The sequence below is a fragment of the Ralstonia flatus genome, from assembly GCF_958439105.1.
Lineage (GTDB): Bacteria > Pseudomonadota > Gammaproteobacteria > Burkholderiales > Burkholderiaceae > Ralstonia > Ralstonia flatus.
The window spans coordinates 129,168-149,691 of sequence record NZ_CAUDLI010000011.1 but is presented as its reverse complement, the minus strand read 5'-3'; the positions used below and the strand labels follow the sequence as shown (position 1 = coordinate 149,691).

Sequence of the window (20,524 nt, the reverse complement as noted above, 5' to 3'; positions counted from 1 at the left end):
TGGGCAGCGCGCAGCTCATGGCGCGCCCCAGTGTCCACTGACCAGACCGTCAGGACGTGCAAGCGCATGCACGCGCGCGCTGACGGGCCAGTCGGCCATGCGCACCGCCAGCCCGGCATACACGCCGTAGCCGGGCCCGGCCACGATCGTGCCTCCGGCCTCCACGCCTTCGCCCGCACGGATGGCGCCACCCGCTTCAATGTCGCCGCCGGCCCGGATGCCCCAGCCTGCTTCGAGATGCGTGTCGGCGCACAGGTCGCCACCGGCGAAGATGCCGTTCGCGCTGACGATGCCGGCCTCGCTGATCACCTCGCCGCCAGCGCGCAGGCCCTTGCCGCAGCGCACGTTGCCGCGCGCCGCCAGTGCCTCTCCAACCAGCAAATCCGCAGCGGCGTCGATGCCGGCATCGCAATGCAAGTCGCGATGCACGCGCACCAGCCCGCCGCAATGCAATGCGCCGGTGGCGGTCAGGCCCCAGCCGACGCGCAGGTCGCCGCCGACATGCACGGCGCCGTCGCAGTAAAGACCGGCCTTGGCTTCCAGATCCCCGCCGGTGGTGATCGACTCGCCTGCGCGCACGCCGCCGCCGGCGCGAATGGCCTGGCCGGCGCGCAACACGCCGTCGACGTGAATGCCGCCGCGCACGACGATGGTGCCGGCAAAGACGAGGGCATCGGCTTCGATGTCGTCGGCGTCGAGCACGGCGTCGGTCGGGCCGAAGTTGTCGAGCAGCCAGATCGCATCGCCGATGCGGCCTTCGCGTACGAGGCTGTCGAGCAGGTGTTGGTAATCGGTGCCGCTGTGGCGGTTGCGGATGTACCAGCGGTAGCCATCCGCGCAAGGCCGCTTGGCCTTGACGAAGTTCTGCGTGAGTTCCATGACGGTTCCTGCGCCGCCGCGCCGGGTTGCATCCGGCGATGGCAGGCGTACCGGCGCCGGCGCGTGTGAGCGCCAAGCCGGAATGAAAGGGGGACGGGAGCGGAGCGTGCCGTACGGGGCAGGTGCGCCAGCTTGTGGCGACACCCCGCACGGCTTACGAAAGCCGGGCGAGCAGGAAGTGCCGGAGGGCGACGTGCGTGCTGAACCGATCGTGCAAGTTGCCGCCACGCAGGCGCGCGCCGTCTGCCGACAGCGTGTGCCGGGGTTGGGCGGTGGCGAAAGCGGTGGCGATCACGATCATGGTTTGAGGAATGCGGGCGGAACTGCGCAGGATGGCGGCGCGGCTTGGGAAAGTCCAGGGATTGCGTGACTTGGTCGCAGCTTCTTTACCGAAGTTTGCCGATTTCGCCGCAAACGTTGCATGCACCGCACAACCGCCGCAACGACCGCTTCCGTCCCGCTGCATGCGTGCATCGGACACCACAACCAAGGGAAAACCCACCCCCATTCTTGCTGCGTTGCACGGTGTTCCGAATGTCACGCGATGCTACGATGCCTCGACCCACGGCCGTCTGCCAGTTTCCACAAGAAGCGGCGCAGGCGGCACCAAAAGAGACCTGCTGTCGGTGATCCCGGCACACCCACACGGAGCACGCATGAATGCCCCTCTGAACGACGCGCTACGCCGCGCGCTCGAAACCGTTTCCCTGGACGACAAGTACACGCTCGAGCGTGGCCGCATCTACATCAGCGGCACGCAGGCACTGGTGCGTCTGCCGATGCTGCAGCAGGCGCGCGACCGCGCCGCTGGGCTGAACACGGCGGGCTTCATCTCCGGCTACCGCGGCTCGCCGCTGGGTGCGCTGGACCAGGCCTTGTGGAAGGCCAAGAAGCATCTGGCCGGCCACAACATCGTCTTCCAGGCGGGGCTCAACGAAGACCTGGCCGCCACGGCGGTCTGGGGCTCGCAGCAGGTCAATCTGTATCCGAATGCCAAGTTCAGCGGCGTGTTCGGCATGTGGTACGGCAAGGGGCCGGGCGTCGACCGCACGATCGACGTGTTCAAGCATGCCAACTCGGCCGGCTCGTCCGCGCATGGCGGCGTGCTGGTGTTGGCAGGCGACGACCACGCCGCCAAGTCGTCCACGCTGGCGCACCAGTCCGAGCACGTCTTCAAGGCGGCCGGCATTCCTGTGCTGTATCCGTCGAACGTGCAGGAATATCTCGACTACGGCCTGCACGGCTGGGCAATGAGCCGCTACTCCGGCCTGTGGGTGTCGATGAAGTGCGTGACGGACGTGGTGGAATCGTCCGCCTCGGTGGACGTCGATCCGCACCGCGCGCAGATCATCCTGCCCGAAGATTTCGTCATGCCGCAGGGCGGACTGAACATCCGCTGGCCCGATCCGCCGCTGGTTCAGGAAGCGCGGCTGCTCGACTACAAGTGGTACGCCGGCCTGTCGTACGTGCGTGCCAACAAGCTCGACCGCGTGATGCTCGATTCGCCGCAGGCGCGCTTCGGCATCATGACCGCCGGCAAGGCGTACCTGGACGTGCGCCAGGCGCTGGTCGATCTCGGCCTCGATGAGGACACCTGCCGCCGCATCGGCATCCGCCTGTACAAGGTTGGCTGCGTGTGGCCGCTGGAAGCGCACGGCGCACGTGCCTTTGCCGAAGGGCTGCAAGAGATCCTGGTGGTGGAAGAAAAGCGCCAGATCCTGGAATACCAACTCAAGGAAGAGCTGTACAACTACCGCGACGACGTGCGTCCGCGCGTGTACGGCAAGTTTGACGAGCGCGACAACGCCGGCGGCGAATGGTCGGTGCCGATGGCGAACTGGCTGCTGCCGGCGCATTACGAACTGTCGCCTGCGCTCATCGCGCGCGCCATCGCCACGCGCCTGGAGAAGTTCGAACTGCCGTCGGACGTGCGCGCGCGCATTGCCTCGCGCATCGCCATCATCGACGCCAAAGAAAAAGCGCTCGCCAAACCGCGCATCACCGCCGAGCGCAAGCCGTGGTTCTGCTCGGGCTGCCCGCACAACACGTCGACCAACGTGCCGGAAGGCTCGCGCGCGCTGGCTGGCATTGGCTGCCACTACATGACCGTGTGGATGGACCGCCGCACCGACACCTTCAGCCAGATGGGCGGCGAAGGCGTGGCGTGGATCGGCCAGATGCCGTTCTCGGGCGACCAGCACGTGTTCGCCAACCTCGGCGACGGCACGTATTACCACTCAGGCCTGCTGGCGATCCGCGCGTCGATTGCGGCCAAGGTGAACATCACCTACAAGATCCTCTACAACGACGCCGTGGCCATGACGGGCGGCCAGCCGGTCGACGGCCCGCTTTCCGTCCCGCAGATTGCCGCGCAGGTCTACGCCGAAGGCACGTCGCGCATCGTCATCGTTACGGACGAGCCCGAGAAGTACAACGCCGCCATCAAGCTCCCGGAAGGCGTAACGGTGCATCACCGCGATCGTCTGGATGCCATCCAGCGCGAGCTGCGCGAGGTGAAAGGCACCAGCGTGCTGATCTACGACCAGACCTGCGCGACGGAAAAGCGCCGTCGCCGCAAGCGCGGCACGATGGCCGATCCGGCCCGCCGCGCGTTCATCAACGACGCGGTGTGCGAAGGCTGCGGCGATTGCTCGGTCAAGTCGAACTGCCTGTCGGTCGAGCCACTGGAAACGGAGCTGGGCACGAAGCGCAAGATCAACCAGTCGTCGTGCAACAAGGACTTTTCGTGCGTGAACGGCTTCTGCCCGAGCTTCGTGACTGCAGAAGGTGCGCAGGTGCGCAAGCCTGAATCGCACGGCGTGTCGATGGAAGGCCTGCCGCTGCTGCCGCATCCTGAGCTGCCGGCCATCCACCGCGCCTATGGCGTGCTGGTGACCGGCGTGGGCGGTACGGGCGTGGTCACCATCGGCGGCCTGCTCGGCATGGCTGCGCACATCGAAGGCAAGGGTGTGACCGTGCTCGACATGGCGGGCTTGGCGCAGAAAGGCGGCGCGGTGCTCTCGCACGTGCAGATCGGCGAGCGCCCCGATTCGATCCACGCCACCCGCATCGCCATGGGCGAAGCGGACCTCGTGATCGGCTGCGACGCGATTGTCTCGGCGTCGGACGAAGTGCTGTCGAAGGTGCAGCACGGCCAGACGCGCGCCATCATCAACAGCACGGCATCGCCCACGGCCGACTTCATCAAGAACCCGAACTGGCGCTTCCCGGGCAGCTCGGCCGAGGCGGACATCCGCGCGGCGGTCGGCGAGGCCTGCGCGTTTGAAGACGCCAACACGCTGGCCGTGCGCCTGCTGGGCGACGCCATCTTCACCAACCCGCTGGTGCTGGGCTTTGCATGGCAGAAGGGCTGGGTTCCGCTGACGCACGACGCGCTCATCCGCGCGATCGAGCTCAACGGCGTCGCCGTCGAGAAGAACAAGACAGCGTTCGAATGGGGCCGCCACCTCGCGCAAGACCGCGAGGCGGTGCTCAAGCTGGCAGGCGACGCACCGCGTGCCAAGGCCGACGTCATCGCCCTGCCCTCGCTCGACACGCTGATCGCCCGCCGCGTCGATCTGCTGACCGCATACCAGAACGCCGCGTATGCCGCTGAATTCCGCGCGGTGGTCGAGCGCGTGCGTGCAGCCGAGGCTGCGGTGGTGGGTACAGGCCAGCCGCTGGCGCTCACGGAAGCGGTGGTGCGCAACCTGTCGAAGCTGATGGCGTACAAGGACGAATACGAAGTCGCCCGTCTGTACACCGATCCGGCCTTCCTCGACAAGCTGCGCGCGCAGTTCGAAGGCGAACCCGGCCGCGACTACCAGCTCAACTTCTGGCTCGCGCCGCCCATGACGGCCAAGCGTGACGAGAAGGGCCACCTGGTCAAGCAACGCTTTGGTGCGAACACGATGCGCATCTTCAAGGTGCTCGCCAAGCTCAAGGGCCTGCGCGGCACGGCGCTCGACATCTTCGGCAAGACCGAAGAACGCCGCACGGAGCGCGCGCTGATCGGCGAATACCGCGCGCTGGTCGATGAACTGGTGAAGGGCCTGACGGCGCAAAAGCTGGCCCAAGCCTTGGAACTGGCTCGCCTGCCGGAGGACATCCGCGGCTTCGGCCATGTGAAGGAGGCCAACCTGGCTGCGGCGCGCATTCGCTGGAACAAGCTGCTGGCCGAGTGGCGCGATCCGGCGGCGGCACAGCAGGCGGCCTGATTGGCGCCAAGCGTTCGGCAACGCCAACAAAAAACGGAGGCTTCGGCCTCCGTTTTTCTTGATGCGTCGGCTTCGTCAGCCCGGCACGATCTGCTGCGCGTAGTCGTACAGATCCTGCAGGATGCCCTGCGCACGCGTGTCGCCGTTCTCTGCCGCTTCCGCGCCCAGCTGTTGAAGCCGCTCGCCGAACATTTCGAAGGTCATGTAGCCGTCACGGCCTTCGAACAGCCGCTCGGCGCGCAACTGCTCCCACTGCTCGTATTCCTCTTCGTTGAGCGTGTCGGGGAAGTTGCGTGCGCGGTAATGGAACAGCAGTTCGGGCAGGCGCGCGTCGGCAAACTCCGCATGCAGGCGCGCGAGCTGTTCGCCGCTGAGCGTGCGCAGCTCGTTGAGCAGGCGGCGGTCGTCGTTGCCGACGAATCCGCCGTAGAGGTTCTGGTCGACGTCTTCGATCGGCTCCAGTTCGCGGGCGTACACCTGACGCCAGGTTTCGCGCATGTCGGGCGCGGCTTGCGCGATGGCGGCGTGGCGTTCGATCGTGGCGAAGTCGATGCCCCAGCGTTCTGCCTGCGCGGGCTGCAGCGTCTTCATGTTGCTGATGACGATGGGCGACTTGTTGATGTGAATCGACTTGATCGGCAGCCGCGTGGTGCCTTCGGCCAGATCGGCCGTGCGCGTGAACATGCGCTCGCGGATCGTCGCCACATCCATATGGAACAGCTCGGACGGGTCGAACGCCAGATCCCAGACGATCAGTTCGTTCTTGTTGGTCGGATGCCCACCCAGCGGCCACACCACGGCCATGCAGCCGCGCTCCACGCCGTACATGCCGGAGATGTGCAGCAACGGCCGCGGCGCATCGCCAATCTCGGCCACCACGCGGTCTTTCTTGCGCAGCGCCAAGCAGAAATCGAACAGGCGCGGCTGCGCATTGCGAATCAGGCGCGCCAGCGCAATCGTCGCGCGCACGTCGGACACCGCATCGTGCGCCGCCTCGTGCACCAGGCCGTTGGCCTTGGACAGATGCTCCAGCTTGAAACTCGGCCGGCCGTCTTCGTGGGTCGGCCATTGAATGCCTTCCGGGCGCAGGGCCCACGTCGTGCGGACCACATCGAGCAGATCCCAGCGTCCGCACTCGTTCTGCCACTCGCGCGCGTACGGGTCGATCAGGTTGCGCCAGAACAGGTGACGCGTCACCTCATCGTCGAAACGGATGGTGTTGTAGCCGACGCCGATGGTGCCGGGCGTGCCGAGTTCGCGCTCGATCGCCTGGGCGAAACGGTATTCCGGAATGCCTTGCCGGGCGCATTGCTGCGGCGTGATGCCGGTGATGAGGCACGACACCGGATCGGGCAGCCAGTCGTTGGACGGCTGGCAGAACAGTTCGACCGGCTCGCCGATCTCGTTCAGCTCGGCATCGGTGCGGATGCCGGCAAACTGCGCGGGGCGATCACGGCGCGGCACGGCGCCGAACGTTTCGTAGTCGTGCCAGAGAAAGGTGGGAGTGACGGGCAAGGCAGCGGCTCGCTGGAAAACACTGAAGATGCCGGCATGTTAACAGTGTTGCCCATCCCGCTCGCCCTCCTTGGCGGTTGACTCACATCAACCCGCATCGGGCAGGCGTCGACCAGACTGGTATCTCCCCCAACCCGGAGATGTCTCATGGCCCAGTCGATGAAAGCCGCGGTAGTCCATGCGTTTGGCGAACCCTTGCGCATTGAGGAAGTGCCGGTTCCCACACCTGGGCGCGGGCAGATTCTTGTCAAGATCGCGGCCTCGGGCGTCTGCCATACAGACTTGCACGCCGCCGAGGGCGACTGGCCCGTCAAGCCCAGCCTGCCGTTCATCCCCGGGCACAAAGGGGTGGGTTATGTGGCAGCCTTGGGCGAAGGCGTAACCGCCGTCAAGGAAGGCGACCGCGTGGGTGTGCCCTGGCTCTACACCGCCTGCGGCCACTGCGAGCACTGCCTGAGTGGCTGGGAAACCCTCTGCCACGAGCAGCAGAACACTGGCTACTCCGTCAACGGCGGCTATGCCGAATACGTACTGGCCGACCCGAACTACGTCGGCCACCTGCCCGCGCAGGTCAGCTTCGAAGAGATCGCACCGATCCTCTGCGCGGGCGTGACGGTCTACAAGGGCATCCGCATGACGGATACGCGGCCCGGCCAGTGGATTGCCATTTCCGGCATTGGCGGGCTGGGACACGTGGCGGTGCAATACGCGATCGCGATGGGCCTGCACGTGGTGGCCGTCGACGTCGCGCCCGACAAGCTGGCGCTGGCACGCGAGCTGGGGGCCAAGCTCGCCGTCGATGCCTCGCAGCAAGACCCGGCGGCCGTGATCCAGAAAGAGATCGGCGGTGTGCACGGCGTGCTGGTGACGGCGGTGTCCCGCAGCGCCTTTGCTCAAGCGTTGGGCATGGTGCGGCGCGGCGGGACGATCTCGCTCAACGGGCTGCCGCCGGGCGATTTTCCGCTGCCGATCTTTTCCACGGTGCTCAACGGCATCACCGTGCGGGGCTCGATTGTGGGCACGCGGCGTGATCTGCAGGAGTCACTGCAGTTTGCCGCCGAGGGGTTGGTACGCGCCCACATTCACCGCGACAAGCTCGACAACATCAACCAGGTGTTCGCCGATCTGAAGGCCGGCAAGGTGGATGGCCGCATCGTCCTGACGCTCTGAGCGCCGGCACCCGGCGGTGCGAGTAAGCTGCAGGCATCACGTCCGCTTGCCCCACCGCCATGCGCATTCTCTTTTTCAGCAGCCACCGTTACGACGAAGACAGCTTCCGCGCCTCACTCGCGCGTGGCGGCCACGGCTTCGACCTCGTTTTCCAGCGCGCGCACCTCGACGCGCAGACGGCATCCCTCGCAGCCGGCTTTGAAGTGGTATGCCCGTTCGTGAATGATTGCCTCGATGCGGAAGTGCTGGAGGCGCTGGCTGCAGGTGGCACGCGGCTGATCGCGCTGCGCTCGGCTGGGTTCAACCATGTCGACCTGGCGGCCGCGCAGCGCCTGGCCTTGACGGTGGTGCGCGTGCCAGCGTATTCGCCGCACGCGGTGGCCGAACACGCGGTGGGCATGATCCTCACGCTGAACCGGCGGCTGCACCGCGCCTGCAATCGCACGCGCGAAGGCGATTTCTCGCTGGACGGATTGCTGGGCTTCGACCTGGCCGGCAAGACCGTCGGCGTGGTCGGCACGGGGCAGATCGGCCAGGTGTTCGCGCGCATCATGGCGGGTTTCGGCTGCCACGTGCTGGCATTCGATCCGTTTCCGCAGGCGGCGCTGGCAGCGCTGGGCGTGCGCTACGTGCCGCTGCCCGAATTGCTGGCGCAGGCCGATATCGTCAGCCTGCACTGCCCGCTCAACGCCGGCACACACCACCTCATCGACGCCAGCGCGCTCGCCAGCATGAAGCCGGGCGCCATGCTCATCAACACGAGCCGCGGCGGGCTGGTCGACAGCCCCGCCCTGATCGACGCGCTCAAGAGCGGCCAGCTCGGCCACCTTGGGCTCGACGTCTACGAAGAAGAGGCCGATCTGTTCTTCGAAGACCGCTCCGCCGACGTGCTGCAGGACGACGTGCTGGCGCGGCTGCTGAGCTTTCCCAACGTCATCGTCACCGCGCATCAGGCGTTCTTCACGCGCGAAGCGCTGGCGGGCATTGCCGACACCACACTCGCCAACGTGGCGGCGTGGGCGGCCGGCGCGCCCGTCAATGTGGTGAAGGCCTAGGCCGGCACATCACGCTGCCGCGGCTTTCGGCTGCGACAGTTCGCTCTCGCCTTCCTTCACGTAGATGGAGTTGCGTGGCTTGGCCAGCACGCGCCGCACCATCGGCTCGAAGAACGACAGCGGCAGGTTGTCGTAGTCGGGCATGAAGGCGGCGGCGTCGTATTTGGCGCAGAACTCGGCGGTGCGCTCGAACAATTCCGGCTGGTTGCGGTACTGCTCGCGCAGGTTGCGGTCGAGTCCGAGATGGTGGAAGAAGTAGTAGCCCTGGAAGATGCCGTGCTTCTCGACCATCCACAGGTTTTCCGGGCTCACGAACGGCTCGAGGATGGCCGCGGCGATGTCCGGATGGTTGAAGCTGCCCAGCGTGTCGCCAATGTCGTGCAACAGCGCGCACACGACGTATTCCTCGTCCCGCCCGTCGCGGTGGGCGAGCGTGGCGGTTTGCAGGGAATGCGCGAGACGGTCGATCGGGAAGCCGCCGCAATCGCCGTCGAGCAGCTTCAGGTGCGCGAGCACCCGGTCGGGCAGCGCGCGGGCATAGGGCATGAATTCGGCCGAGATGGCGGCCCAGTCCTCGCGCGTGCCGTTCTCCATATGGGAAAACGTTGCGCGCGGAGCGGTGTGTTGGGAATCGGTCATTGGGGGTGTCTCCTTCGTCGCCGGAATGGTCGCGTCGGTGCCGCGTCGTATTTCTTGAGTGGCTGGCTGCGCGGCTAGCGGGCCATTCTCTGCCCGGCGCTTGCATGCAGACTGTCAAGCGTTTGACAATGATCGGACCGCCCTCGCCGCATCCTGCCGCCATGCCCGCAGACGCCACTCACACCGCCGCCGCGCCCACGCCAGCACAGCTTGCGCAGGGCTGGCTGCGCGACGCCCCCGCCGAGCTGCTGGCCGAGATTGCGCCCACCGCACGCCTGATCACCTACCCCGACGGCGAATGCATCCACCCGCACGGGGGTCCCGCACAGGGCATGTTCCTGATCGTGCGCGGCCGCGTGCGCATCAGCCGAACGACCGACGGCGGCAGCGAGCTCGTCTACGGGGTGCTGCGGGCGGGCGAATGGTTTGGCGAGATCGCGCTCATCGACGGCGGCGGCCGCACGCACAGCGCCCATGCGCAGGGGCCGACCACGCTCGTCCTGCTGGGCAGCGCGGCGTTTGCGCGCGTGGTGTCGGCCTACCCGGCCGGCATGTGGGCGCTGATGCAGCAGCTCTGCCAACGCATCCGCCTGATCTTCGACGAGTTCGAGCACGCCAGCGAAATGCCCGCCGATGCCCGCCTCGCCCAGCGACTGCTGCAGCTCGCGCGCGCCGGCGATGGCCGCTCCGTGGCCGCCAGCAACGAAGAACTGGGCCGCATGCTGGCGCGCTCGCGGCAGACGATCTCGAAGTACCTGCAGGCATGGCAGCGCGCGGGCTGGATCCGCTGCCACTACCGAACCGTCGAGATCGTCGATGCGGCGGCTTTGCGGAGGCTGATGGACGGGCACGCTGCCTGAGTGTGCCCCGCGCAAGGGGCACGCGCCCCGCACTCTGCGCCGATAGAATGGATTTTTGCCGCGCAGATCTCTCCCTCCCACCGCTGCCCTCTCCATGAACCCCATGTTCCCGCCCGGCTCGCCCGAAGGCCGGCGCCTTGTGTTGTTGCTGGGCCTGGCACAAGTGGTTTCGTGGGGCACGCTGTACTTCACCTTCACCGTATTTCTGGGGCCGATGCACGACGCGCTCGGCTGGGCGCGGCCGTTTCTGGCGGGCGGGTTTTCGCTCGGGCTGCTGGTGTGGGCGCTCTGCTCGTTCTGGGTCGGGCGCGCGCTCGACCGCTGGCCCGCACGCCGCGTGATGGGCGGAGGCACCTTGCTTGCAGCAAGCGGCCTACTGGCGTGGTCCTTCGTGTCGAACGAGACGGCGTTCCTGCTGCTCTGGCTGCCGATGGGCCTGGCGATGGCCACCACGCTCTACGACCCGGCCTTTGTTGTGCTTCGCCAAGCGTTTGGCGACGCGTATCAGCGTCCCATCATCGGCCTCACGCTGATCGCGGGGTTCTCCAGCACGCTGTGCATTCCGCTCGCGCAATGGGGTGTGGAACACCTCGGCTGGCGGCATACGCTGCAGTTCTTTGCGTTGGCGCATGTGCTGATCTGCCTACCGATCCATGCGCGACTGCGTGTACGCCCGCCCATGCACGCGCCTGCCGAAGCGCTCGCCCCGACCGCAGCGGTGCATGCCTCGGCGTGGCGCATCGTGTTGCGCTTGCCGGTGTTCTGGGCGGTGGTGCTGGCCTTTGTGGCCACCAGCCTGATCGCCACCGTGCTTGGCGCGCACCTGATTCCGCTGCTGACGGAGAAAGGCGTGCCGACCAGTCGCCAGTTGCTGATCGCCGCGCTCATCGGCCCGGCCCAGGTACTCGGGCGGCTTGCCATGATGCGGTCGCGCCCGGCACACCCCGTGCGCATCGCACCCTGGACGTACGGTGCTATGGCCGTTGCGCTCGTCTTGCTGGCAGTCTCCAGCGGGCCGCTGCTGATCGTGTTTGCGCTGGTCTATGGTGCAGCGAACGGCATCAACACGATGGTCCGCGCGATTGCGATGCCGGAGCTGGTTTCACGCAATCAGTACGCCACCCTCAACGGCCTGATGATGACGCCCGTGCTGCTTGCGCAGGCCAGCGCGCCATGGCTGGGCGCCCTGCTCTGGCGGGCCAGCGGTGGTTATGCAGCCGTCGAGTGGGCAATGGTTGGGGCCGCCCTTGTCGCATTGGCGGCCTTCGCTTATGGCTTGCGCCAGGCGCAAAAACGCCACGTCCCGGCGGCTGCGTCGCGTGCCGACGTGACGCAATTGCCATGACGCATTCGCCACTTTGTGGGCACAAGATTGCTTTTCGGAACCTTTGCAAGCGCACATCTGTCTTGAAACATGGGACGTGATGTTTCATTCTCATAGGATGACCGGCCCGCTTTTTGCGAGATTGCCGACGGAGGAAACGCCTTGTCACAGGTTCATCTGGAAACGTCATCTGCGAGCGAGCGCATGCCGTGGTCGATCCAAGAGATCAGCTACGGCAGCATCGACGTTGCGCGCGTGCGCGAAAACCGCACGCTGTTCTACCTGGTTGCGAGTGCCTCGTTTGTCGAGAGCGGCTCCGACCTCTACGCCGGCAACCTCGCTCAGTACTACGCCGATCGGCCGGAAACCGCGCACTGGCTGACCCACCACTGGGAACGCGAAGAGCTGCAGCACGGCCGCGCGTTGCGCCGCTACGTTGAAGCCGTCTGGCCCGAGTTCGACTGGGAGCGCGGCTACGCCCGCTTCTTCGAGGAATACTCGGTCACGTGTTCGGTCGACCAGTTCGAACCCACGCAGGCGTTGGAAATGGTCGCGCGCTGCGTCGTCGAAATGGGCACGGCCACCTTCTATCGCGCCATCGCCCAAGCCGCGGCCGACGCCGACGAACCCGTGCTGCGTGACCTCGCCAGCCGCATCTCGGCCGATGAAGTCCGGCATTACAAACACTTCCTGCGTTTCTTCAACGAGTGCAACGCAAGCGAGGGCGTGGGCCGCGCGCGCGTGCTCAAGGCGCTTGCCTCGCGCCTGCGTGAAATCAAGAATGAAGATTCGATGATCGCCCTGCGCAATGTGCTGCGCATCGAGCGTGGCCAGGAAGATGTGCCCGAAGCCGATGTCCGCGCCCTGAACTCGCGCGTGAGCGCCCTGGTGCGCTCGTACCTGCCGCTCGACATGGCCGCCAAGATGCTGCTCAAGCCGCTGCGCCTGCGTCCTGGGTTCGAGCGCTCGATCCGGCCGCCTCTGGTGGCCGTGGTGCGGCGCGTGATCCTGCACTAGGCCGCAGCGCCCGGCGCAGGCGTCAACAAAAAACCCGGGTTTCGGCCCGGGTTTTTCTTATTCAGCCGACCACAAACCGCTTCAGGCGAGCCGGAACACGTCCACCGCGCCGCGCAGTTCCTGGGCTTGCTGGCGCAGGCTTTCGGCCGCAGCAGCCGCTTCCTCGACCAGCGCGGCGTTCTGCTGCGTCACCTCGTCCATCGACGTGACCGCGCGGTTGACCTCTTCGATGCCTTGCGACTGCTCGCGCGACGCGTGGCTGATCTCGCCCATCAGGCCGGCGATGCGCTCCACGCGCGTCACGATGTCCTGCATGGCATCGCCGGCGCCGCGGGCGGCCTCGTTACCGGCCTGCACTTCTTCGACCGAGCGACTGATCAATTCCTTGATCTCCTTGGCGGCAGCTGCACTGCGCTGGGCGAGGCTGCGCACCTCGCCGGCCACGACGGCAAAGCCCCGGCCCTGTTCGCCGGCGCGGGCGGCTTCCACGGCGGCGTTCAGCGCGAGGATGTTGGTCTGGAACGCGATGCCGTCGATGATGCCGGTGATGTCGGCAATCTTCTGCGCGGTGGCGTGGATGCCCGACATGGTGCCGACGAGCCGCTCGACGGTCTGGCCGCCGGCATTGGCCGCCTCGCTGGCGGACTGCACCATGTCGTGCGCATGGTGGGCGCTCTCGGCGTTCTGGCGCACGGTGGCGGCCAGTTGCTCGATGCTCGATGCGGTCCGTTCCAGGTTGCCGGCCTGCGCTTCGGTGCGGGCGGAAAGATCGGCATTGCCGGCGGCGATCTGGCCGGTGCTCGAGGCGATGGTGGAGGCGCTGGCGCGCACCTTGTCGACGATGCCCGAAAGGCCGTCGCCGACGCCGTTGACGGCACGCATGACCTGGCCGATCTCATCGCGGCGCGTGGTGGGCAGGCGGTGCGTGAGGTCACCGGCAGCCACACGCTGCGCGACGTTCACCACCTCGGCCAGCGGCGTGCTCACGGCGCGGCGCAGCATCCAGTACAAGCCGCCCGCCAGCAGCGCGCCGAGCGCCAGCCCCAGCAGCAGGAAGCGGTTGCGGGCCGCCACCAGATCGGCGTTGAGTTCGTCCACGTAGGCCGTACCGGCAATCAGCAACTGCCAATCCGGGTATTGCGTGAAGACGGTCAGACGCTCGCGCGCGGTGCCGCCTTCGGTGTCGGCCAGCGCATGACGCAGCGTGCCGTCCTTGCGCGCGATCATCTCGCGCACCCAAGCCTGGCCGCCGGCGTCCTTGGCGTCGAGCAGGTTCTTGCCTTCGCGGTCTTGCGCATGGTCGATCAGCACCTTGCCCTGGTCTGCGCCGGGCTTGCCGTCGATGACGAAATAGCCGCCCGTCTTGCCGATACCGTGCGAGCGGATCTTGTCCTTGAGCAGCGCCAGTTCCGAGCGCACGTCCACACCCACGTACAGCGCGCCGATGACCTTGCCCGACGCGTCGCGCACGGGCTCGTACTTGCTCATGTAGGGCACGCCAAACAGCCACGCCAGGCCGCGGAACGGCTCGCCGGCCATCAGCGCCTTGTAGCTCGGGTGGGCACGGTCGAGCAGCGTGCCGATCGCGCGTTCGCCGTTTTCCTTCTTGAGCGAGGTGGTCACGCGTACGAAATCGTCGCCGGTACGGGCAAACACGGTGGCGATCGTGCCGCCGGTGCGCGCGAAGAACTTGTCCGGCACGGTGAAGTTGAGGTTCAGCACCGTGTCGCCGCTCTTGAAGGTGGGCGTCGGCTTGCCGGCCACGTCCACGGTCTGCGCCGGATCGACGCTGTAGGGGCCGGGCGCGGCGTCGGCAAAGGCGGTGAGGAAGCGGTCGGCCTCGGTGCGCATGGTGCCGTCGAACGGGCTGATCATGTCGCGCATGGCCGCCTCCTGGTTGTGCATGGCGGACTGCGTATTGGCTTCCAGCATGCGCAGGCTCGATTGCGAGTTGGCCAGGGCAAACATGCCGAACACCGCCACCAGGGCGATCAAGCCAATCACGGCCAGCCGGGTACCGAGGCTCGTGGGCGATTGTGAAACTTCAGACAGGGGCGCAGACGCTCTCATACTTTTTTCCTGGGGGTCGTCAGTCGAGTTAACAACGGATCGACCCGCAAAAGCTTGAGCGCAAACGTTTTACAAGAGGCTTTGTCTGCTAATTAAGACATGCGACTTCAATGCGGGATGTCACCGGTCGCAGGTCAGTTCGACATGCTGAGGCGTGAGCTTGGCGGGGTTGCCGGCGCCGAGTTCGATGCGCCAGTCAGCCCCGCGCGCGGCGCCCACATCGCGGCCGTCCACGGTGGCGCGGCAGCGGGCGGCGTTGGCGAAGCGGATGAACGGCCGCGTATAGCCGGCAACTTCGACTGACAAGGAACGGCCGTCGGCGCTGCGCCGCCAGTTCGACAGGCGGCCGCTGGCCTCGCGCACGTACGGCAGCGTTGGGGCGCTGTTGTCGAGCGCAAAGCGCGCCGAGCCGCTGGTCAGATGGATATACGTGCCGCCCGAACCCGCGGCGTAGCCCGCCACATCGCGCGCATCCGCAAGACGCGGCACGCCGGGGCCGGACCAGCGCACGGTGCGCAGGTCGCCATTGCCGCGCACAACCCAGGCATCGCCGTCACGCGCAACCGCGATGGCGCGGAAGTCGAGCACCTTGCGGATGTAGTCCGACGCGTAGATCGGCATGACGGGCTGCGCGATTGCCCAATCGTATACCTGCCGCAAGGCGGTAAGCGAAGCCAGCTTCGTGCCCGAATACATGTGGTAGTAAATGCCGATCGGCTTGAAGCGATAAGGCTTGTCGGTCAGTTCGAACGTTTCGATGGCCCGCGAGAAACCGTAATACGGGCCATGCCAGAGGTTGGTGTAGATGTTCTCGTTCTGGTCGGGCGCAAAGACCTGGAACAGGCCATCGCCTTTGTCCACGCCAAGCGGCGCCACGGCCGTCCAGCTCGGGTTGGAGCGCGTGATGTAGGTGTCGCCGCCGTTCATGTTCAGCACACCGGCTTCGACCGTCTTCTGCACGGCAATCGGCGGCACCTGGCCGTTGCCGCTCCACAGCAGCACCTTCACGCGCTTGCCTGGCGGCGCCAGCTTCGTGTTGATGTACTCGATGGAGCCTGCGATCTCGCGGTCGAAACTGAAACGGTAGTTGGGAATCCGCAGCGAGAAGGCGGTGTCGCTGCCTTCGACCATTGCGGAAGCCGGATCGGGCGGATTGGTGGTGCGCAGCCAGTTGAACGGGTGCGAGAAGGTGTGGCTGGCCAGTTCGACGTAGGGCTGCGCAAAGAGGGTCCGCGCGATCGGCTCGAGTTGCGGCGTGAGCTTCGGGTACACGCCATCGGCCGCCACTTCACCCTCGATGATCGACACGGTGGTCGGCACCTTGTAGCGGTCCAGGATCTCGCGCAGCAGCGCCTGGCCGGAAAACTCGCTCGGCGGGAATTCGGTGCGGGAGGCAAATCCGTCGCCGTCGATATGCACCGTCATCAACCTGCGGCCGTTTTCCGTCGTGGTGTCGGGCACGGGCATGGCCGGCAGCTGCAGCGCGCGGCGCAAAAAATCGAGCGGCTGAATCACCCAGCGCGCCTGGTCGACCTCGGGCATGCGGAACACGCCAAACGGCTGCAGCACATAGCCGCCCCACGGCATGATGGCCGCCGCGTCGTAGGCGTAACTGCCGGCCGACAGCCGCAGCAGCGACTGCGCCCCCGCCACGCTGGAATCGACCTTCACCCCCACGGCCATGCGCCGGTCAGGATGGGGCTGCAACTCGAAGCCCATGATCGGATCGCGCGAGACCACGGCAAGCGGCCCCGCCGGCGTGCCCGGCACGGCTTGCAGATCGAACATCTGCGCCGTGGGCGCATCCATGTTCAGCCCGAACTGGTTGAACATTGCCACCCGCACGCCGGCGCCCATCGTCCGCCGAAGCCACGACGCCCAGGCGCCCGGCCGGGGAGCGATGCTGTCGAACCAGGTAACGACGCCGGCATAGCGGTCGGGCGTGACGGCCGGCAACGGCTTGTTGGCGTCGGCAAATTCGACGCGATAGCCGAGATAGTTGATCGGCATGGCCAGATAGAGCACCGAGGGAGCGGTGTTGGTACTCGTGCCGGGCTCCTGCGGCTCGACGAGCAGGACGCGGCGCGGCATCACCTCCAGGCGGCCGATGCCGATGAAGTCGGCGCCCGGTGTGGTCGCGTAGCTGCTGACGCCCGCAGTGCGCGCCACGTTGGCGGTCTCGCGCAGACAGGCCCGGTTGTAGTTGGCGCAGTAATCGAGCGCCACCGCAGGCAGGTGGTACTGGGCGCCGATGTTGCGCAGCGTGGCGATCCGCGCAGTGCGATCGGCATCGGGCACATCCCGCAAACCCTCGCTGCCGGAGCGCTCACGCACCAGCCCCGCCGTCACCACGCCGGCCAATTGCGGTGCGAGCGTTTCGAGCCACGCCGTGCCGCCAGCCAGCAATTTGGTCTGCGGCGCGTGCGCATGCAAGGCCTGAGCCAGCGCCGCGATGCCGTTGCCTGCATCGGGCGCACTGTGCTGAAGCGCGTCCAGCCCATCCAGCAGGAAGCCTGCATAGCCTTGCGCGAGCAGCGGCGCAAAAACCTGGTCGATCACATTGGCAGGCCACGCACTGGAGCGCATTGCATCGGCCTGCTGCGTCAGGTCTACACGGGCGAGCCACAGCGTGGGCGATGGCTGCTTCGGATCAAAACCAGCCGCCGTGGCCGGGTCCAGCACGACCCAGTCGAAGGCTTGCAGTTCCGGGACGGGTACATCGCGGCCGTAGTAGAAGGCGATCTGCGGATCAAGGGGGGCCTGCATCGTCGGCTGCTGTGCCCGACTCGTCGCCACACCCAACGTCAACGCAACGACACCCAGCCACGCCGAACACCGCCGCGCCCACCTGTTGCCCGCCCTATAGCTGCCCTGCATCCCGGTCCTCGAAAGTCTGTACGGCCTCTATTGTGTCGGGCTGCCGTCCGATTGCAAGGCGTGTGAAGCCGGCGTGCCTCCCACGACGCCTTGCGCCTTGCAATGGTTAACGGAAACGACAACGGCTCAGTAGCCGACCACCGTGTACTGCGGGAATTCCGCTTCGAACGCCTTCTCCAGGTTGTCCGCAGTGGCGGCTGCGGAGGTGTAGACAGCAGTTGTCGTGCCGCTGTCGTAGGCCAGCGTGACGGCCCACGCGGCATGCGCCGTGTTGACGCGATCGCGTGCGGCTTGCGCCGCGAGCAGGCCCGGGCCGTTATCCGGTTTGGTTCCGTAGACTTTGCAGTTGGACATGGCAATCACTCCGAAGATGTGGAAGGAATGCCGCCAACGCACGGGCGAGGACACGCTCGGTCTGGCTGGTCTGCGTTCTTGACGATACGGGTGAACAGACACGCTGCCGGCTGGTCCCGCCGGCATGCACCAGCGGCACGGCCAGCGTAAAAGCCGGGGCCGTGCGCCGGAATGGTGCGTTCGTCAGGGCTGGCGTTCTAGAACGCCGACTTCACCACGCCGCCGTCCACGCGCAGCGCGGCGCCCGTGGTGGCCGAAGACAGCGGGCTCGCGACATAGGCGACCAGGTTGGCCACCTCCTGCGTGCTGGCAAAACGCTTGATGAGCGAAGTCGGCCGCGCCGTCTCGAAGAAGGTCTTTTCGAAGACTTCGAAGCTTTGGCCGCCGGAGAGCTTTTCGACAAACTCGTCCACGCCCTCGGAACGCGTCGGCCCCGGCAGCACGGCATTCACGGTGATGGCCGTGCCCGCGGTCAGTTCGGCCAGGCCACGCGAGAGGCCTAGCAGCGCGGTCTTCGTGACGCCGTAGTGGATCATTTCCACCGGAATCTGCACGCCGCTCTCGCTGCTGATGAACACGATGCGGCCCCAGTTCTGCGCACGCATGCCGGGCAGGTAGGCGCGGGACAGGCGCGCGCCGCTCAGCACGTTCACGTTGAAGAAGTGCTGCCACTCGGCATCGTCGATCTCCTCGAACGGCTTGGGGTCGAAGATGCCCAGGTTGTTGATCAGGATATCGACTTTGGGAAAGCGCCCGAGCAGCACGTCGACCTGGCCCGCATTGGACAGATCACCGGCAAAGCCCTCGACCTGGGCGTCGGGCACTTCGGTGCGCAGGCGCGCAATCGCGTCGTCCACGGACGCTTGGGTACGGCCGTTGACGATCACGCGGGCGCCTTCGGCGGCCAGTGCTACAGCGATGGCATGACCGATGCCCTTGGTTGAGCCGGTCACGAGAGCAAGCTTGTTCTGAAGGTGGAGGTTCATGGCATTCAAAAAAGGAATATGGGGGAGGACGAGCACGCCACGCCACATGGTGCGCGTGGCTTACGGCGTCGACGTTTCAACCATGATACGAACCACCCCGCCCCTTGGCAGCCGCAATCGTTTTGCAGCGGTATCCAACGAGATTTGACGGTCGGCGTTGGTGTCGATCCCGGCTTGACGGCCTGGGCAAGCGACGATTAGTGTGCAATGAAGCACGCCAGCGTTACGGGAACGCGGTGTGCCTTACAAGCCGGATGACCGGCAGAACGGGGAGCACCACCATGAGCATCGACGTACAGACACCTGAGGCCGCCCACCCGAGCACCACGGAAGGCGCCTACCAGCTTGACACCATGGACCGCGATACCAATATCGGTCGGCTCGTGCATCGAGTCCGACACGCGTTGGTGACGCACATCGACAGCGCCCTGGCCTCGCTGGACCTGACTGCCGCGCAGTGGACGGTCGTCATCTACCTGGCCGAAGACCTGGCCACCACGCCGGCCGAACTCTCGCGCCTGCTGCATTACGATCCGGGCGCGATGACGCGGCTGATCGATCGGCTCGAGAAGAAGAACATCGTCAAGCGCGCGCCCAGCGATGCGGATCGCCGCTCGGTGGTGGTCTCGCTGACCGAGCAGGGTCGTGCGCTGTATCCGGAGATCCGGCCGCTGATCATCGACGTGCTGAACCACCTGCTGCGCGGGTTTTCGCAGACCGAGGTCAAGCAGCTGGAGAACCTGCTGCTGCGCGTGCTGCATAACGCCTGAGCGGTTCAGGCGTTCGCGGCTCGGCAGGCGGTGCCGTCCTGGCCGACGGCGTTGCGGACGCGCACGGCGTGGCGCGGGCGCGGTTCAGCGCTCACTGCCCTTCCAGCTCGTGCTTGATCTTGAACAGCTCGGTATCGGTGCGGATGCCGAGCTTGCGATAGGCCGATTGCTTTTGCGAGCTGATCGTCTTGATGCTGCGCGCAAATTTCTCGGCAATGTCCGTGACCGACATGCCGTCCAGGCAGCAGCGCAGCACTTCGCGCTCGCGCGGGCTGAGTTCGGAGCGGTCGAGCAGCGCCGACAGCTTGGTGCTGTTGGCGGCGGGCGCAGGCGCATCGGCGGAAAGCGCATCGTGCTCCATCTCGGCCGCCAGGGTGGCATTCAGGCGCTTGCCGCCCGCGGCCACGGTGCGAATGGCGCGCACCAGTTCCGACAGTTCTTCTTCCTTGCCGACAAACCCCCGCGCGCCGGCATGCATGACCATGCCCACCGTCGCCTTGTTGTGATGCGCCGAGGCCACCAGAATCTTCAGGTCCGGGTAGCGCACGCGAATCAGGCGGATCAGGTTCAGCCCATCGATCTCGGTCGGTCCGAGCGAGTAGTCCATCAGCAGGACGTCCACCTCGACGGTGGCGTCCTTGAGCGCCCGCACGATGTCGCGGCCCGAGGCAAACATGCCGGCAACCTCGATGTCGGCTTCCTGTTTCAGGCGCGCAGCCAGACCATGGCGGACAACCGCATGGTCATCGAGCACGATCACGCGGATCGGCCGGGTCGCGGTCCAGTTCATG

Annotated in this window: 16 protein-coding genes; 7 read left to right on the top strand and 9 right to left on the bottom strand. The window is 66.4% G+C overall.

The window, feature by feature from the left end:
- Positions 1 to 15: 15 nt before the first annotated feature.
- Both R2676_RS22165 and R2676_RS22160 read right to left on the bottom strand, forming a co-directional pair.
- On the bottom strand, positions 16 to 879 hold the full coding sequence (locus R2676_RS22165) for a hypothetical protein (RefSeq protein ID WP_206272555.1): 864 nt from the start codon (positions 877 to 879) through the stop codon (positions 16 to 18).
- Positions 880 to 1,033: 154 nt separating this feature from the next.
- On the bottom strand, positions 1,034 to 1,387 hold the full coding sequence (locus tag R2676_RS22160) for a hypothetical protein (protein ID WP_316857550.1): 354 nt from the start codon (positions 1,385 to 1,387) through the stop codon (positions 1,034 to 1,036).
- A 148-nt stretch (positions 1,388 to 1,535) separates the two neighbouring features.
- Between R2676_RS22160 and R2676_RS22155 the strand changes: the two genes are divergently transcribed.
- Positions 1,536 to 5,096 carry an indolepyruvate ferredoxin oxidoreductase family protein gene (locus R2676_RS22155; protein WP_206272557.1) on the top strand — a complete coding sequence of 1,187 codons (3,561 nt, stop codon included), beginning with the start codon at positions 1,536 to 1,538 and terminating at the stop codon, positions 5,094 to 5,096.
- A gap of 75 nt (positions 5,097 to 5,171) precedes the next feature.
- Here the strand turns inward: R2676_RS22155 and sbcB are convergent, their stop codons facing one another.
- Positions 5,172 to 6,611: an exodeoxyribonuclease I gene (gene sbcB / locus R2676_RS22150; protein WP_206272558.1), complete on the bottom strand. Its 1,440-nt coding sequence runs from the start codon at positions 6,609 to 6,611 to the stop codon at positions 5,172 to 5,174.
- A gap of 147 nt (positions 6,612 to 6,758) precedes the next feature.
- Here sbcB and adhP point away from each other — a divergent pair, with 147 nt between their 5' ends.
- A complete protein-coding gene (adhP, locus tag R2676_RS22145) occupies positions 6,759 to 7,781 on the top strand; it encodes an alcohol dehydrogenase AdhP (RefSeq protein WP_206272559.1) in 1,023 nt (340 codons plus the stop codon).
- A gap of 59 nt (positions 7,782 to 7,840) precedes the next feature.
- Positions 7,841 to 8,836 (top strand): 2-hydroxyacid dehydrogenase, encoded by a 996-nt coding sequence (locus tag R2676_RS22140; RefSeq protein ID WP_206272560.1) that lies wholly within the window; start codon positions 7,841 to 7,843, stop codon positions 8,834 to 8,836.
- Between the two features lie 9 nt (positions 8,837 to 8,845).
- Here the strand turns inward: R2676_RS22140 and R2676_RS22135 are convergent, their stop codons facing one another.
- The gene (locus R2676_RS22135; protein WP_206272561.1) at positions 8,846 to 9,475 is read right to left on the bottom strand and encodes an HD domain-containing protein; all 630 of its coding nucleotides are present in this window, start codon (positions 9,473 to 9,475) and stop codon (positions 8,846 to 8,848) included.
- Positions 9,476 to 9,603: 128 nt separating this feature from the next.
- On the opposite strand from R2676_RS22135, the gene R2676_RS22130 reads away from it, so the two are divergent.
- The 3 genes from R2676_RS22130 (at position 9,604) to R2676_RS22120 (ending at position 12,676) form a co-directional block, all read left to right on the top strand.
- Positions 9,604 to 10,335 (top strand): Crp/Fnr family transcriptional regulator, encoded by a 732-nt coding sequence (locus R2676_RS22130; RefSeq protein ID WP_147218958.1) that lies wholly within the window; start codon positions 9,604 to 9,606, stop codon positions 10,333 to 10,335.
- A gap of 103 nt (positions 10,336 to 10,438) precedes the next feature.
- The gene (locus R2676_RS22125; protein WP_410482505.1) at positions 10,439 to 11,680 is read left to right on the top strand and encodes an MFS transporter; all 1,242 of its coding nucleotides are present in this window, start codon (positions 10,439 to 10,441) and stop codon (positions 11,678 to 11,680) included.
- 183 nt (positions 11,681 to 11,863) lie between these two features.
- Positions 11,864 to 12,676: a ferritin-like domain-containing protein gene (locus R2676_RS22120; protein WP_027680465.1), complete on the top strand. Its 813-nt coding sequence runs from the start codon at positions 11,864 to 11,866 to the stop codon at positions 12,674 to 12,676.
- A gap of 81 nt (positions 12,677 to 12,757) precedes the next feature.
- Here the strand turns inward: R2676_RS22120 and R2676_RS22115 are convergent, their stop codons facing one another.
- From R2676_RS22115 to R2676_RS22100, 4 genes are all read right to left on the bottom strand, one after another.
- Positions 12,758 to 14,746 carry a methyl-accepting chemotaxis protein gene (locus tag R2676_RS22115; protein ID WP_316857549.1) on the bottom strand — a complete coding sequence of 663 codons (1,989 nt, stop codon included), beginning with the start codon at positions 14,744 to 14,746 and terminating at the stop codon, positions 12,758 to 12,760.
- Positions 14,747 to 14,866: 120 nt separating this feature from the next.
- Complete coding sequence (locus tag R2676_RS22110) at positions 14,867 to 17,623, bottom strand: polysaccharide deacetylase family protein (protein WP_206272564.1); 2,757 nt, start codon at positions 17,621 to 17,623, stop codon at positions 14,867 to 14,869.
- A 126-nt stretch (positions 17,624 to 17,749) separates the two neighbouring features.
- Complete coding sequence (locus tag R2676_RS22105; RefSeq protein ID WP_206272565.1) at positions 17,750 to 17,977, bottom strand: hypothetical protein; 228 nt, start codon at positions 17,975 to 17,977, stop codon at positions 17,750 to 17,752.
- Positions 17,978 to 18,174: 197 nt separating this feature from the next.
- Entirely contained in the window at positions 18,175 to 18,963 is a 789-nt protein-coding gene (locus R2676_RS22100; protein ID WP_206272566.1) for an SDR family NAD(P)-dependent oxidoreductase, read from the bottom strand.
- Between the two features lie 281 nt (positions 18,964 to 19,244).
- Between R2676_RS22100 and R2676_RS22095 the strand changes: the two genes are divergently transcribed.
- The gene (locus R2676_RS22095; protein WP_206272567.1) at positions 19,245 to 19,733 is read left to right on the top strand and encodes a MarR family winged helix-turn-helix transcriptional regulator; all 489 of its coding nucleotides are present in this window, start codon (positions 19,245 to 19,247) and stop codon (positions 19,731 to 19,733) included.
- Positions 19,734 to 19,824: 91 nt separating this feature from the next.
- Here the strand turns inward: R2676_RS22095 and R2676_RS22090 are convergent, their stop codons facing one another.
- A complete protein-coding gene (locus R2676_RS22090; protein WP_206272568.1) occupies positions 19,825 to 20,523 on the bottom strand; it encodes a response regulator in 699 nt (232 codons plus the stop codon).
- Position 20,524 lies beyond the last annotated feature (1 nt).